The following is a 13,020-nucleotide window of genomic DNA, read 5'->3' as shown; positions in this document are numbered from 1 at the left end:
AGTACCGCATGGACGAGCTGGCCCGGCTGGCCGGCATCACGGTGCGCACGCTGCGCTTCTACCGCGAGCGCAAGCTGATCCCGCCACCGCGCCGCGAGGGCCGCATCGCCTGGTACGACGACCACCACCTGGCCCGTCTGCGCACGATCACGGCGCTCCTGGAACGCGGCCACACCCTGAACGGCATAGCGGAACTCGCCGAGGCCTTCGACCACGGCCGTGACGTCGGCGAACTCCTCGGCATGGACATCCCCACCGACGAGGTCCCCGTCCGCCTCACCCCCGAGGAACTCGCCGACCACTTCGCCGGCGAGGTCACCCCGGAGAACCTGGCCGCCGCCCTGGACCTCGGCTACCTCGGCGTCGACGGCGAGGAGATCGTCCACATCAGCCGGCGCCTGCTGGACGTGTCGTCGGCCCTGGTCCGCGAGGGCATCCCGCTCGCGGAGGTGCTCCGCGCCGGCGCGGAGGTCCGCACCCACGCCGACACCCTGGCCGACCTCTTCGCCACCCTGATCCTCCGCCACGCCCCCGAGGAGTCCCTCCACCGCCTGCGCCCACTGGCCCGCAGCGTGGTCGACGCGGAACTGTCCCTGGCGCTGGACCGGCGGCTGCGCAAGCAGGACTAGCGGTTCTCCACGAACCCGAGATCGACGGGCTCCGCCGGCGGCCCGTCCCGCCGCACACGCGCCAGCAGCTCCGGCAACTGCGGCGGCCACAACGGCTCCGTGTCCCCCGCCAGCTCCTCCGGCGACCACCAGCGCCACCGCAGGATCCGGTCCTCGGCATGCGCGGCGGCGAGGTCTCCCGTGAGGTCGCGCCGGGGACCGTGGGCGAGGAAGATGTGCTCGCTCTGCCGCACCGGAACACCGGCCCGGGTGAAGTCGTGCTCCCACAGACACAGCACGGTGCCGTCGAGCACCACGTCGTCCCACCCGGTCTCCTCGCGCAGCTCCCGCCGCGCGGCCTGCTCGGGCGTCTCCCCCGGCTCCACGCCGCCACCGGGCATCGCCCAGTGGACACCGACCTCGTCGTTGTCGTACCGGAACATGAAGACGGCCCCGTCCGGATCCAGCACGGCGACCCGGGCGGCCTGCCTGGGCGTCCGCATCAGCTCACGCCCTGCTCGTAGACCACCGTCACGGGCGCGTGGTCCGACCACCGCTCGGCGTGCGTGGCCGCGCGCTCGACGCGGGCGTCGACCGCCCGTCCCGCGAGCCCCGGGGTCGCCATCTGGTAGTCGATCCTCCACCCGGTGTCGTTGTCGAAGGCCCGCCCCCGGTAGGACCACCAGGAGTACGGCCCGTCCACGTCCGGATGCAGCGCCCGTACGACGTCGACGTACCCGCCGTCCGCCGGGTCGAGCACCCGGGACAGCCACTCCCGCTCCTCCGGCAGGAACCCGGAACTCTTGGTGTTCCCACGCCAGTTCCTCAGGTCGGTCTTCTCGTGGGCGATGTTCCAGTCCCCGCAGACGACGACCTCCCGCCCGCCTGCGGCGGCCCGCTCCCGCAGCCCCTTGAGGTAGACGAGGAACTGCCCCATGAACCGAACCTTCTCCTCCTGCCGCTCGGTCCCGACGTCCCCGGACGGCAGATAGAGCGAGGCGACGGTCACACCGGGCAGATCGACCTCCGCATACCGCCCGCTGTCATCGAACTCGTCCGACCCGAAACCGATCTGTGTGCGCTCGGGTTCACGCCGGGAGTACAGGGACACCCCCGCACGCCCCTTGGCGGCGGCGGGCGCGTGCGTCACGTACCACCCCTCGGGCTCCCGCACCTGCTCCGGCAGCTGCTTCGCCTCCGCCCGCACCTCCTGCAGACACAGCACATCGGCGGAGGTCCCGGCCAGCCACTCCACGAAGCCCTTCTTGGCGGCGGCCCGCAGTCCATTGACGTTGACGGAGGTCACAGTGAGCATCAGGGCACGATACGACACTCCAGGTCCGGGCGTGTTTTACGGTAATCGGCATGGATATCCGCCCGGTCCCCTACGACCACCCCGACGCCGTGAAACTGGACGCCGAGGTCCAGGCCGAGTACCACGTCCGCTACGGCGACGGAGGCGACTCCACCCCCATGCACCCGGCGGACTTCAGGCCCCCGAACGGCACCTACCTGATCGCCTACGACGAGGCGGGCGTCCCCGTGGCCTCCGGCGGCTGGCGCGTCCAGGACGCCAACGACGAGGGCAACCGCGACGGCGACGCGGAGCTCAAGCGCATGTACGTGACCGAGCAGATGCGCGGCCGGGGTCTGGCCCGCCGCATCCTGGCCGCCCTGGAGGAGAACGCCCGCGCGGCCGGCCGCACCCGCATGGTCCTGGAAACCGGCACCAAGCAGCCGGAGGCCATCGCCCTGTACACCTCCAGCGGCTACGAGCCCTGCGAGAAGTTCGGCTACTACCGCTTCCACGAGGACAGCCGCTGCTACGCGAAGGCGCTGTAGGCGCATCCCGGACGGGCGACGGCCACCGACCGGGCTACGTCACCTCGGCTGCTCGCCGTCGGCGGCGCCACAGGGCTCGTCGGTGACACCGGCACCCGGCGAGGGCAGGCGCCGGCCGCGGGACTCCGCGACGCGCAGTGCGTCCGCCAGGCACTCGGCGAGCCGGACGGCGGTGTAGCGCACCTCGACGTTCGGGGACAGGGGATCGTCCAGCACCCGTCGAGCACGGCCTAGCGTTTCCAGACCGTCGGCGAGTTGCCGGGCCTCCGTCTCGTCCGCCAGCCGCGAGACGTACCCGCCCTCGTCGCCGTTGACGAGGAAGCAGGGCTTGCCCTGCGACGACGACCAGGGCAGCAGCCGCAGCGAGGGGGTCGACTCCATCACGCGGCCGCCTTCCCCGCCCCGACGACGTACCGGTCGGGGCCCAGGTACGGACGAACGAGCCTGGACTCGGCTCCGTCGAGCGGAAGGTGCCGGCAGTAGGGGGAACGGTGGAGGGGAAGGCGGACGGAGTCGGTGGGGCGGAGGATGACGTACGCGGGGCGGGCCTCGCCCGCACGATGGGTTCCGGTCCCAGGACCGAGGAGAAGGCCCGTCCACCGGACGATACGGCGGATAAGGTCATGCATGTCGACGCTCCGATTCAGCGTTGGCCGCGCCCCGGGAGGTCTGGCCACCTCGCCGGGGTTTTACATGACCGACGCTACAGCGGACCACATCCCTCTACATACAAGTGCAGAGGGATCCACTCGATCGTGGATATGGGCATACGCCTACGTTGGACATATGAGCGATACGGAGGAGCCCAAGTCGACCTTGGACCCGATGAGCGCGAGGCCGCTCTACGTCCAACTGGCCGACGTGATCACGAAAAAGATCGAGTCAGGTGACTTGGCCCCGGACAGGCCGATCCCTTCGGAGAATCACCTGGCCGACGAGTACGGCGTGGCACGGCTCACCGCCCGGCGAGCCGCACAGGAGCTCCGCGAGCGGGGACTCATCGTGACCGTGCGCGGCAAGGGATCCTTCGTGGTGGACCAGCCGCCGACCGCCGCACCCGGGAACGAGACCGCCGACTGACGGCCCGCCCAACACGAAGAAGCCCCCGCCGATTTCTCGGCGGGGGCTTCCAACTGTGCAGTGGACCTGAGGGGATTTGAACCCCTGGCCCCCTCGATGCGAACGAGGTGCGCTACCGGACTGCGCCACAGGCCCTTGCAACGAGTGAAACTCTAGCATCCCCATCCGGGTGCTCGGAAATCCGTTGGCCTGGCACTACTCGTTGGCGGCCTTCGGGCGGTCGCCGTCCTCGTACTGGTCGAAGAGGGGGGTGCGGCCGCGTTCGCGGGAGCGGCGGGCCGAGGCGGCCCGGCGGGCGTCGCTGCGGTCGTCGGCGGGGGCGGCCGGGTCCGGGTCCGCTTCGTCGGCCGGAGCCTGCGCCTCGTCCGCCGGTACGGCGCTGGAGCGGGCCGAGCTCCAGGTGTCCGGGGCGCCCAGGTCCACGTCGCCCGTGGCGCGGGGGGCGACCGGGGCGGTCACGTACGTCGGGAGCGGCACCGGGACCGGGTCCCAGCTGTCGCCGCCCTGGCCGGGCCGCCGCTGCCGCTCGCGCTGCTGGTCGACCCACTCGGCGTGGTCGGTCTGCTCGACGAGCGCACGCCGGTCCGCGGCGAGCGCGGTCATGCCCGGATCGACGTCGACTCCCGCTTCCGGGCCCTCCGGTTCGTCGGGGTCGGCGTCCTCGACGGACGGGCGGCGGCGCGGCTGGCGCTCCCGCTCGCGCAGCCGCTGCGCGGCGACCTCGGCCTGGCGGCGGTCCATCTGGTAGGCGAAGCGGCGGCGCTCCTGGGAGCGGAGGTAGGCGATGTACGCGCTCAGCAGCACGGCCGGCACGCCGGGCGCCCAGAGGAACGCCAGTCCGCCGACCGCCGCGACGATCGCGCCGAGCGTGAAGGCGGCGAAGAGCATCGTGGTGGTGCGCCGGCGGCGGGCGAGCGCCTTGGAGCGCTGGGCGCGCGCGGCGGCGGCCTGCGCCGCCCGTGCCCGCTGGGCGTCCGGTCCGCGGCGGGCGGCCGGGACGCGTCCCCGCGCGGCGGCCGGTTCGGGCGCCCGTCCGTCCACGCGCTCGCGCGGAGGCCGGGCAGGTGCCGGTTCCGCCCGCTCCTCGGGGAGCGGCGGCAGGGGTGCCTGGGTCTGCGGACGGGTCTGGGACACGGCGAAGGCCCGGACGTCCACCGTGTCGGTGACCGCGTCCGGGTCGTGGACGTCGTACTCCCCCTCGTCGGAGGAGCGCGCCCGCAGGTCCTTGGCGTACCGGCGCTCCATGCCCGCCCGTCCGGACAGCAATCGGATGGCGGTGCTGAAGCGTTCCGTCGGACGGGCCTCGTTCAGCTCGTCCTGCCTACGGAGCCACATCGGCACCAAGTAGGCGGCCCAGGCCCCGACGATGACTGCGTAGATGAGGCCGCTGCTGCTCACATCTCACACGGTAGAGGGGTTTGCACGGGGCCATCCGCCAATTGGGCCGGTGTGTCGCACGATCTGGCTGATATTTCGAACTTTTCTTGTGACCGGCACGATCAGGGATCCCCTCAAAGCGGGAATTCCACGCCTGAAGGCGGTCATCTTCCACTCAAATTCGAACGTTTATTCAATTTCCGGGGCCGTGCGGGATTCCCGGATTACGCCGCTCGTGGCCGGACCGCCCCTCGGAGCGTGCCCGGCGCCACCGGGCGAGCAAACCGTCGGGGACCTCCTCCGCCGTGAGCGCGAAGACGAGGTGGTCGCGCCATGCGCCGTCGATGTGCAGATATCGCGGGCGCAGGCCCTCCTCGCGGAATCCGAGTTTCTCCACGACCCTGCGGCTCGGCCCGTTCTCGGGGCGAATGCAGACCTCGACGCGGTGCAGTCCGACAGCGCGGAAACAGTGGTCCACGACCATGGCCACGGCCGTCGGCATCACTCCGCGGCCGGCCACCGACTCGTCCACCCAGTAGCCGACGTGGCCCGAGCACATCGAGCCCCAGGTGATCCCGGCGACCGTCAACTGGCCGACGAGACGGCCCTGGTACTCGATGACGAACGGCAGCATCCGGCCCGCGTTGGCCTCGGAGCGCAGATGGCGGACCATCTGACGGTAGGTCGGCCGGTGGGTGACCGGGCCGCCGGCCGTGGGCGGCGGGATCGTCGCCTCCCAGGGCCGCAGCCAGTCGCGGTTGCGGCGGTTGACCTCGCGCCAGGCCTTCTGGTCGCGCAGCCTTATCGGCCGGAGGACGATGTCGCCGTCCACCAGCTCGACCGGCCAGTGTGGGCTGTTCAGCTCGCACCCCCGCCCGTGACGTCCGGTCTCGGGTGGTCCCCGCCGCGGAGCTGGTCCACGGCGTGCTTCAGCAGCGGCTCCAGGACGGCGAGACCGTCCTTCACCCCGCCGCCGGACCCCGGCAGGTTGACGATCAGCGTGCCGCCCGCGACTCCCGCGAGGCCCCGGGAGAGGGCGGCCGTGGGCACCTTGTCGCGGCCGTACGCCCGGATGGCCTCCGCGATGCCGGGGATCTCGTGGTCGATGACCCGGCGGGTCGCCTCGGGGGTGCGGTCGGTGGGCGAGATGCCGGTGCCGCCGGTGGTGACGATGACGTCGTAGCCGGCGTCGGCGCCCGCGCGGAGAACCGCCTCCACGGGGTCGCCGTCGGGGACGACCTGGGGGCCGTCGACGGCGAAACCGAAGCGCCGCAGCCCCTCCGCGATCAGCGGGCCGCCCTTGTCCTCGTAGACGCCGGCGGCGGCCCGGTTGGAGGCGGTGACCACCAGCGCGCTGTACGGCGCGAGCAGTGCGCCTCCGACGGTCGCGTCGAGTGTCATGCCCGGCTCCAGTCGCCCGACTTGCCGCCCGTCTTCTCCTCGACCCGTACGTCCGTGATGACCGCCTCCTTGTCGACCGCCTTGACCATGTCGATCACGGTGAGCGCGGCGACGGACACCGCGGTGAGCGCCTCCATCTCGACGCCCGTGCGGTCCGTGGTCCTCACGGTCGCCGCGATCTCCACGGCGTCGTCCGCCACCGACAGGTCCAGTTTCACACCGGACACCGACAACGGGTGACAGAGCGGGATCAGATCGGGGGTGCGTTTGGCGCCCATGATGCCCGCGATGCGCGCGGTGGCCAGCGCGTCGCCCTTGGGGACGCCCTCGCCGCGCAGCAGCTCGATCACGCGCGGTGAGACGAGAACCCGGCCGGTGGCCCGCGCGGTGCGCGCGGTGACGTCCTTGGCGGACACGTCGACCATGCGGGCGGCGCCCGCCTCGTCGATGTGGGTCAGACGGGACCGCTCGGCGGGTCCGGAGGATGCGGAGGAATCGGAGGGTCCGGGGGTCTCCCCCCGGGAAGGCACGGTCATGATCGTGTGGCGCTCCCGGTCCTGGCCCGTCGCGGTGCGGCGCACGGGCCTGCTGTGCGCGACACGGTACCGCCAACCGGTCGCGCTCAGCCGAGCAGGACCACCTCGACCTCGGTGCCGGGCGCGACGGACTCGGCGTCCTCGGGGACGACGATCAGCGCGTTCGCCTGCGCGAGGGCCGCCACGAGGTGGGAGCCGGCACCGCCGACCGGGGCCACCGTGCCGTCGGCGTACCGGCCGCGCAGGAACTGGCGGCGGCCCCCCGGTGAGGTCAGCGCCCGGTCCGCGGTGAGCTTCGCGCGGACCCTCGGCCGGTGGACGTCCGTCAGGCCCATCAGGGTGCGGATGGCGGGACGGACGAACAGCTCGAAGGAGACGTAACTGGAGACCGGGTTGCCGGGCAGGGCCAGCAGCGGGGTGTGGTCGGGGCCGATGGAGCCGAAGCCCTGGGGTTTGCCCGGCTGCATGGCGAGCTTGCGGAACTCGACGCCGCTGCCGGGCTCGTCCTCGTCCCCGGCGTACGACAGCGCCTCCTTGACGACGTCGTACGCCCCGACGCTCACGCCTCCGGTGGTGACCATCAGGTCGGCGCGCACCAGCTGGTCCTCGATGGTGTCCCGCAGGGTCGTGGCGTCGTCGGCGACGGCGCCCACCCGGTAGGCGATCGCGCCGGCGTCCCGCGCGGCGGCGGTGAGGGCGAAGCTGTTGGAGTCGTAGATCTGACCGGGGCGCAGTTCCTCGTCGGGCTGGACGAGTTCGCTGCCGGTGGAGAGCACCACCACGCGCGGGCGCGGGCGCACCCGTACCGTGCCGCGGCCGATCGCGGCCAGCAGGGAGATCTGCGGCGGGCCGAGGACGGTGCCGGCCGCCAGGGCGCGGTCACCGGCCTTGACGTCGCTGCCCTGGGCGCGCACGTGCGCGCGTGCCTCGGCCGGGCGGTACACGTTCACCTGTCCGGTGGCGCCCTCGGGGGCGAGGCTGCGGGCGCGCATCCCGGTGGCCGGGCCCTCGCCGAGCCCGCCGTCGGTCCACTCGACGGGGACGACGGTCTCGGCGCCGGGCGGGAGCGGGGCGCCGGTCATGATGCGGGCGGCCTGGCCGGGGCCGACGTGGAGGAGGCCGGCCGCGCCGGCGGCGACGTCCCCGACGACCTCCAGGGCCGCCGGGTACCGCTCGCTCGCGCCCGCGACGTCCGCGACCCGCACCGCGTACCCGTCCATGGAGCTGTTGTCGAACGGGGGCAGGGAGACGGGCACCGTGACGTCCTCGACCAGGACGCAGCCCTGGGCGTCGAGGAGGTGCAGCTCGATGGGTTCGAGGGGCCGGACGGTCGCGAGGATGTCGTCCAGGTGCTCGTCCACCGACCAGAGGTGGTCCGGGCCTGCGGTGCGGGGCGCGGCGGTGCTCAACGTTGCTGCATCTCCTCGGTGACGTATCGCTGGAGCCAGGTCCGGAAGTCCGGTCCCAGGTCCTCACGTTCGCACGCCAGTCGGACAATGGCACGCAGGTAGTCGCCGCGGTCGCCGGTGTCATAGCGGCGGCCCTCGAAGACGACGCCGTGCACCGGGCCGCCGGCCTTCTCGTCCTCGGCGAGCTGCTGGAGGGCGTCGGTGAGCTGGATCTCGCCGCCGCGTCCGGGCTCGGTCTTGCGCAGTATGCCGAACACGGCGGGGTCGAGGACGTAGCGGCCGATGATGGCGTAGTTGGACGGCGCGTCCTCGGCGGCGGGCTTCTCGACCAGGCCGGTGACCTTGACGACGTCGGCGTCCGCGGTGGTCTCGACCGCGGCGGAGCCGTAGAGGTGGATCTGCTCGGGGGCCACCTCCATGAGCGCGACGACGCTGCCGCCGTGCTGCTGCTGGACGTCGATCATGCGCTGGAGCAGGGGGTCGCGCGGGTCGATCAGGTCGTCGCCGAGGAGGACGGCGAAGGGCTCGTCGCCGACGTGCGGGGCGGCGCACAGCACGGCGTGGCCGAGGCCCTTGGGGTCGCCCTGGCGGACGTAGTGCATGGTGGCCAGGTCGCTGGACTCCTGGACCTTGGCGAGACGGCCGGCGTCGCCCTTCTTCTGGAGGGCGGACTCCAGCTCGTAGTTGCGGTCGAAGTGGTCCTCCAGGGGGCGCTTGTTGCGGCCCGTCACCATGAGGACGTCGTCGAGGCCGGCGGAGACGGCCTCTTCGACCACGTACTGGATCGCCGGCTTGTCGACGACCGGCAGCATCTCCTTGGGAGTGGCCTTGGTGGCCGGCAGGAACCGGGTGCCGAGACCGGCTGCGGGGATGACAGCCTTGCTGATCCGAGGGTGTGACTGAGACATGCCCGCCACCATATCGGGCCCCTTTGCAGTGAATCTGAGGCTCCGGTTAATTACTGCTCATATGAGCATATTGGAACGGTACGGGGACGGATTTGAAACACGCAGAAGGCCCGAGCGATCTTGACAAGCGGGCGTGGCGTCGAGAACTCCTCAGGGTGAGGAACGGGTTGACGGCGGATGACGTGCGGGAATCCGCCACCGCGCTGGCCCGGCAGGCGCTCGGACTGCCCGAACTGGCGCACGCGCGCACGGTGGCGGCGTACGTCTCCGTGGGGAGCGAGCCCGGCACGCTCGCGCTGCTCGACGCGCTGCGCGCGCGGGGCGCACGCGTACTGCTGCCCGCGCTGCTGCCCGACAACGACCTGGACTGGGGGGCGTACGGGGGTGAGAGCTCGCTCACACGGGTGCGACACGGCGCGAAGATGGCGCTTTTCGAACCCTCGGGGCCGCTTCTCGGACCGGACGCCGTCACGGAGGCGGACGTCGTGCTGCTGCCGGGCCTCGCCGTCGACGCGCGCGGGATGCGCCTGGGACGCGGCGGCGGCTCCTACGACCGGGTCCTCGCCCGGCTGGACCGCGCGGGCGCGCGTCCGGCGCTGGTGGTGCTGCTGTACGACACGGAGGTCGTCGCGCGGGTCCCCGCCGAGCCGCACGACCGGCCGGTGCACGCGGTGGTGACGCCGTCCGGGGTACGCCGGTTCGGCTGAGCCCCCGCACACGCGGAAGCGGCCTCACGCATGTGCGTGAGGCCGCTTCCGACGACGGGACCGGGGTCGGTCAGGGCTTCAGCAGCAGGGTGTCGCTGGTGCTGTCCTCGACCGCCTTCTCCGAGTACGACCACTCCAGCAGCTCGCCCTCGGCCCACTTGTCCGTCTGGTCGACGTAGTGGGCGTTGTAGGCGTGCCCGGAGGCGCCGGTGAGGTTGATCCACCGGGACTTGTCGAGGTCGCCGAGGTTGACCACCATCCGCATGGACGGCACCCACACGACGCCGTAGCCCCCGGCGGCGTTCCAGCCGGTCGCGTTGACGGTGGCCTCGCCGCCGCCGAGCTTCCACGGGCCGCGGTTGAGGAGGTACTGCAGGAAGTCCGGGCCCTCGGTGCCGAGGGTCTGGTTGTTCAGGAACAGGCGGTGCAGCCGGCCCCAGCTCCAGGTGTCGATGTCCTTGCCGAGCTTGGCGGTCAGCTCCCAGCGGGCGTCGATCATGGCGCGCTTGAACAGCTCGTCACGGTTGTCCGCGGCGGGGCGGGTGCCCGACTTGGGGGTCTTCCACCAGGAGCTGTCCTCCTTGTCCATCAGCTTGCGGACCACCTCGAACCAGCGGTCGCCGCCGTCGGGCTGCGCCTGGTCGGCGTCGCGCTGACCGCACTCGCGGACCTTGCCCGCCTCGTCGGCGGGCCCGGTGGTGTTGACCGGGTCGACCCACACGCACTGGCCCTTGACCCGCAGCTCCTTGGGCAGCTTGTGGCCGAAGGCGAGCTTGAGGATGTTGCGCCACACGGAGTTGAAGTAGGCGGCGGCCGCCGAGTCGGCGTCCTGGGTGTAGTCCCAGCCCTCCAGCAGCTTCTGCGCCTCGCGGACGTCCGCGTCCCCGGTGTCGATCTTGAGCAGGTGCGGCACCAGCAGCTTGGCGATGGTGCTGGAGTTGTCGAGCTGCATCTGCCGCATGTCGTCGGTGGAGATCTTGCCGCCGTCCTTGATCTTCGACTTGATCAGTTCGGTGATCCGCTGGCTGCGGGCGCCGTAACCCCAGTCGGTGGTCAGCGTGTACGGGTACTCCTCGTCGACGACGGCCTGGTTGGCGGTGACGATGTAGCCGCGGTCCGGGTTGTACTCGTAGGGCAGCGCCTCCTGCTCGATCCAGCCGGTCCACTCGTAGTCGGCGTCCCAGCCCGGGGCGGGGACGGAGCCGTCGTGCTTCTCCGCGCGGGTGGGGATCTTTCCGGGGAGCGTGTAGCCGATGCTGCCCTCGGTGTCCGCGTAGATCAGGTTCTGCGAGGGCACCTCGAACAGGGCGGCCGCCTCGCGGAAGTCGTCCCAGTCCTTCGCGCGGTTCATCGCGAAGATGGAGTCCATGGTGCGGCCGGCGTCCAGGGCGGTCCAGCGCAGCGCGACGCCGTAGCCGTCGCCCCGGTCGGGGGCGGCGCTGTCGACGGTGGCCTTCTTGCCGGTCTTCACCAGGTCGTCGGAACGGTCGGAGAGCAGGGGGCCGTTGTTGGTCTCACGGACGACGATCTTCTGCGCCTTGCCGCCGGCGACCTTGATGGTCTCCTCGCGCGTCTCGAACGGCACCACCTTGCCGTCGTACTGGTAGCCGTCGCCGGTGATCTTCTCCAGGTAGAGGTCGGTGACGTCGACACCGGAGTTGGTCAGGCCCCAGGCGATGTCCTGGTTGTGGCCGATTATCACGCCCGGCATGCCCGCGAAGGTGTAGCCGGTGACGTCGTACCGGCACTCGGCGGAGACGTCGCGGCAGTGCAGGCCCATCTGGTACCAGACGGACGGCAGCGAGGCCGACAGGTGCGGGTCGTTGGCGAGCAGCGGCTTGCCGGTGATGGTGTGCTCACCGCCGACCACCCAGGAGTTGGAGCCGATGCCGTCGCCGTTGACGCCGACGGCGGTGGGGAGGTCCTGCAGGACCTCCTGGAGGCCGGTGAGCTGGCTCTCCAGGCTGGAACCGCTGGTGCCCGTGCCGGTGCCGGTGCCCGTACCTGTCCCGGTGCCCATACCTGTCCCGGTGCCCGTGCCGGTACCTGTCCCGGTGCCGGTGCCCGTACCTGTGCCGGTCCCCGTGCCCGTCCCGGTGCCGGTCCCCGTGCCCGTGCTCTCGCCCTGCTCGTACGCCCCGGTGAGCTGGTTGTACTGGCCCTCCTGGACCACCGGCTTGTTCCGGCTGTACGGGTACGCCGGGTACAGGTCGGCGATCTGCTTCGGGCCGAGGCGGCTGGTCATCAGCGCGCGGTCGATCTCGTCCTGCATGTTGCCGCGCAGGTCCCAGGCCATCGCCTTCAGCCAGGCCACGGAGTCGACCGGGGTCCACTTCCCGGGCTTGTAGTCGTTCTCGAAGCCCAGCGCGGCGTACTCGAGGGAGATCTCCTTGCCCTCCTTGCCCTCCAAGTAGGCGTTGACGCCCTTGGCGTACGCCTGGAGGTACTTCTTGGTGGCGGGGGAGAGCTTCTTCTCGTACTCCTCCTCGGCGATCCGGTCCCAGCCCAGGGTGCGCAGGAACTCGTCGTTGTCGATCTGGCTCTCGCCGAACATCTCCGACAGGCGCCCGGCGGTCATGTGCCGGCGCACGTCCATCTCGTAGAACCGGTCCTGCGCCTGGACGTAGCCCTGCGCCATGAACAGGTCCTCGTCGGAGGAGGCGTAGATCTGCGGGATGCCGTAGCCGTCCCGCTTGACGTCGACGGTTCCCGTCAGGCCCTTGAGCGTGATCGAGCCCTTGGTCTGCGGGAAGGAGGCGCGCACGGTGCTGACCGACCAGTACCCGCCGTAGGCGACAGCTCCGATCAGGGCCAGCACCAGGACGAGCACGATCAGTCGGCCTCTGCGTCCCTTCTTCCTGCCGGACTTGCCGGGCTGCTGCCCCGCGGAGGCGCCGGCCTGCTGACCCGTGGAGGCGGTGGTGTCGGTGGGCATCGCTGTCCTTGCTGTCCTAACGCGAGCGGCAGGTCGGGCTGTGCTTTTAACTGAGCGCTGGAGCAACGATAGGCGCAGGGCCCCGCGGCACTTGACGCGGAGTGGGGAACCAGCCCGGACGGACGTTCGATCATGCCGTCCCGAGCGTCAAGAAAGCGTCAAGAGTTAGGTAAGGTAACGAAGTAGTTTGCCGCGGAAGCGGTGGCTCGTATGCGAT

The 13,020-nt window shown here is 71.3% G+C and carries 14 protein-coding genes and 1 tRNA gene; 4 read left to right on the top strand and 11 right to left on the bottom strand.

Annotation, left to right across the window (positions count from 1 at the left end; all coding sequences use genetic code 11):
- Positions 1-8 precede the first annotated feature (8 nt).
- On the top strand, positions 9-629 hold the full coding sequence (locus ACZ62B_RS20005) for a MerR family transcriptional regulator (protein WP_344555345.1): 621 nt from the start codon (positions 9-11) through the stop codon (positions 627-629).
- Here ACZ62B_RS20005 and ACZ62B_RS20000 read toward each other — a convergent pair.
- Together ACZ62B_RS20000 and ACZ62B_RS19995 are read right to left on the bottom strand one after the other, a co-directional pair.
- Positions 626-1,111, bottom strand: a complete 486-nt coding sequence (locus ACZ62B_RS20000; RefSeq protein ID WP_344555114.1) for an NUDIX hydrolase — start codon at positions 1,109-1,111, stop codon at positions 626-628. The two genes, ACZ62B_RS20005 and ACZ62B_RS20000, sit on opposite strands and share 4 nt — an antisense overlap.
- Positions 1,111-1,923, bottom strand: coding sequence for an exodeoxyribonuclease III (locus ACZ62B_RS19995; RefSeq protein ID WP_344555116.1), 813 nt, complete (start codon positions 1,921-1,923; stop codon positions 1,111-1,113). The genes ACZ62B_RS20000 and ACZ62B_RS19995 overlap by 1 nt, the downstream gene beginning before the upstream one ends.
- Positions 1,924-1,973: 50 nt before the next feature.
- On the opposite strand from ACZ62B_RS19995, the gene ACZ62B_RS19990 reads away from it, so the two are divergent.
- Complete coding sequence (locus ACZ62B_RS19990) at positions 1,974-2,450, top strand: GNAT family N-acetyltransferase (protein ID WP_469691443.1); 477 nt, start codon at positions 1,974-1,976, stop codon at positions 2,448-2,450.
- A 39-nt stretch (positions 2,451-2,489) separates the two neighbouring features.
- On the opposite strand, the gene ACZ62B_RS19985 is transcribed toward ACZ62B_RS19990, so the two are convergent.
- Positions 2,490-2,831, bottom strand: a complete 342-nt coding sequence (locus ACZ62B_RS19985; RefSeq protein ID WP_344555118.1) for a hypothetical protein — start codon at positions 2,829-2,831, stop codon at positions 2,490-2,492.
- 405 nt (positions 2,832-3,236) lie between these two features.
- Between ACZ62B_RS19985 and ACZ62B_RS19980 the strand changes: the two genes are divergently transcribed.
- The gene (locus ACZ62B_RS19980) at positions 3,237-3,530 is read left to right on the top strand and encodes a GntR family transcriptional regulator (RefSeq protein WP_344555119.1); all 294 of its coding nucleotides are present in this window, start codon (positions 3,237-3,239) and stop codon (positions 3,528-3,530) included.
- Between the two features lie 61 nt (positions 3,531-3,591).
- Here the strand turns inward: ACZ62B_RS19980 and ACZ62B_RS19975 are convergent.
- The 7 genes from ACZ62B_RS19975 to galU form a co-directional block, all read right to left on the bottom strand.
- Positions 3,592-3,665, bottom strand: a tRNA-Ala gene (locus tag ACZ62B_RS19975).
- A 60-nt stretch (positions 3,666-3,725) separates the two neighbouring features.
- Entirely contained in the window at positions 3,726-4,928 is a 1,203-nt protein-coding gene (sepX, locus tag ACZ62B_RS19970; protein WP_468881233.1) for a divisome protein SepX/GlpR, read from the bottom strand.
- A gap of 172 nt (positions 4,929-5,100) precedes the next feature.
- Positions 5,101-5,739 (bottom strand): GNAT family N-acetyltransferase, encoded by a 639-nt coding sequence (locus ACZ62B_RS19965; RefSeq protein WP_344555122.1) that lies wholly within the window; start codon positions 5,737-5,739, stop codon positions 5,101-5,103.
- A 26-nt stretch (positions 5,740-5,765) separates the two neighbouring features.
- Complete coding sequence (locus ACZ62B_RS19960) at positions 5,766-6,308, bottom strand: MogA/MoaB family molybdenum cofactor biosynthesis protein (protein ID WP_344555124.1); 543 nt, start codon at positions 6,306-6,308, stop codon at positions 5,766-5,768.
- The gene (gene moaC, locus ACZ62B_RS19955; protein WP_344555126.1) at positions 6,305-6,844 is read right to left on the bottom strand and encodes a cyclic pyranopterin monophosphate synthase MoaC; all 540 of its coding nucleotides are present in this window, start codon (positions 6,842-6,844) and stop codon (positions 6,305-6,307) included. The genes ACZ62B_RS19960 and moaC overlap by 4 nt, the downstream gene beginning before the upstream one ends.
- An 86-nt stretch (positions 6,845-6,930) precedes the next feature.
- Positions 6,931-8,253 (bottom strand): molybdotransferase-like divisome protein Glp, encoded by a 1,323-nt coding sequence (gene glp, locus ACZ62B_RS19950; RefSeq protein ID WP_344555128.1) that lies wholly within the window; start codon positions 8,251-8,253, stop codon positions 6,931-6,933.
- Positions 8,250-9,161 carry a UTP--glucose-1-phosphate uridylyltransferase GalU gene (galU, locus tag ACZ62B_RS19945; protein WP_344555130.1) on the bottom strand — a complete coding sequence of 304 codons (912 nt, stop codon included), beginning with the start codon at positions 9,159-9,161 and terminating at the stop codon, positions 8,250-8,252. Before galU ends, glp begins: the two co-directional genes overlap by 4 nt.
- 92 nt (positions 9,162-9,253) lie before the next feature.
- Here galU and ACZ62B_RS19940 point away from each other — a divergent pair, with 92 nt between their 5' ends.
- The gene (locus ACZ62B_RS19940) at positions 9,254-9,868 is read left to right on the top strand and encodes a 5-formyltetrahydrofolate cyclo-ligase (protein WP_468881222.1); all 615 of its coding nucleotides are present in this window, start codon (positions 9,254-9,256) and stop codon (positions 9,866-9,868) included.
- A gap of 70 nt (positions 9,869-9,938) precedes the next feature.
- Here the strand turns inward: ACZ62B_RS19940 and ACZ62B_RS19935 are convergent, their stop codons facing one another.
- Positions 9,939-12,803 carry a penicillin acylase family protein gene (locus tag ACZ62B_RS19935; protein ID WP_469691431.1) on the bottom strand — a complete coding sequence of 955 codons (2,865 nt, stop codon included), beginning with the start codon at positions 12,801-12,803 and terminating at the stop codon, positions 9,939-9,941.
- Positions 12,804-13,020: the final 217 nt, after the last annotated feature.

Source organism: Streptomyces sp. NPDC053426 (assembly GCF_055585405.1).
This window is presented reverse-complemented; position numbering and strand designations above follow the sequence as displayed.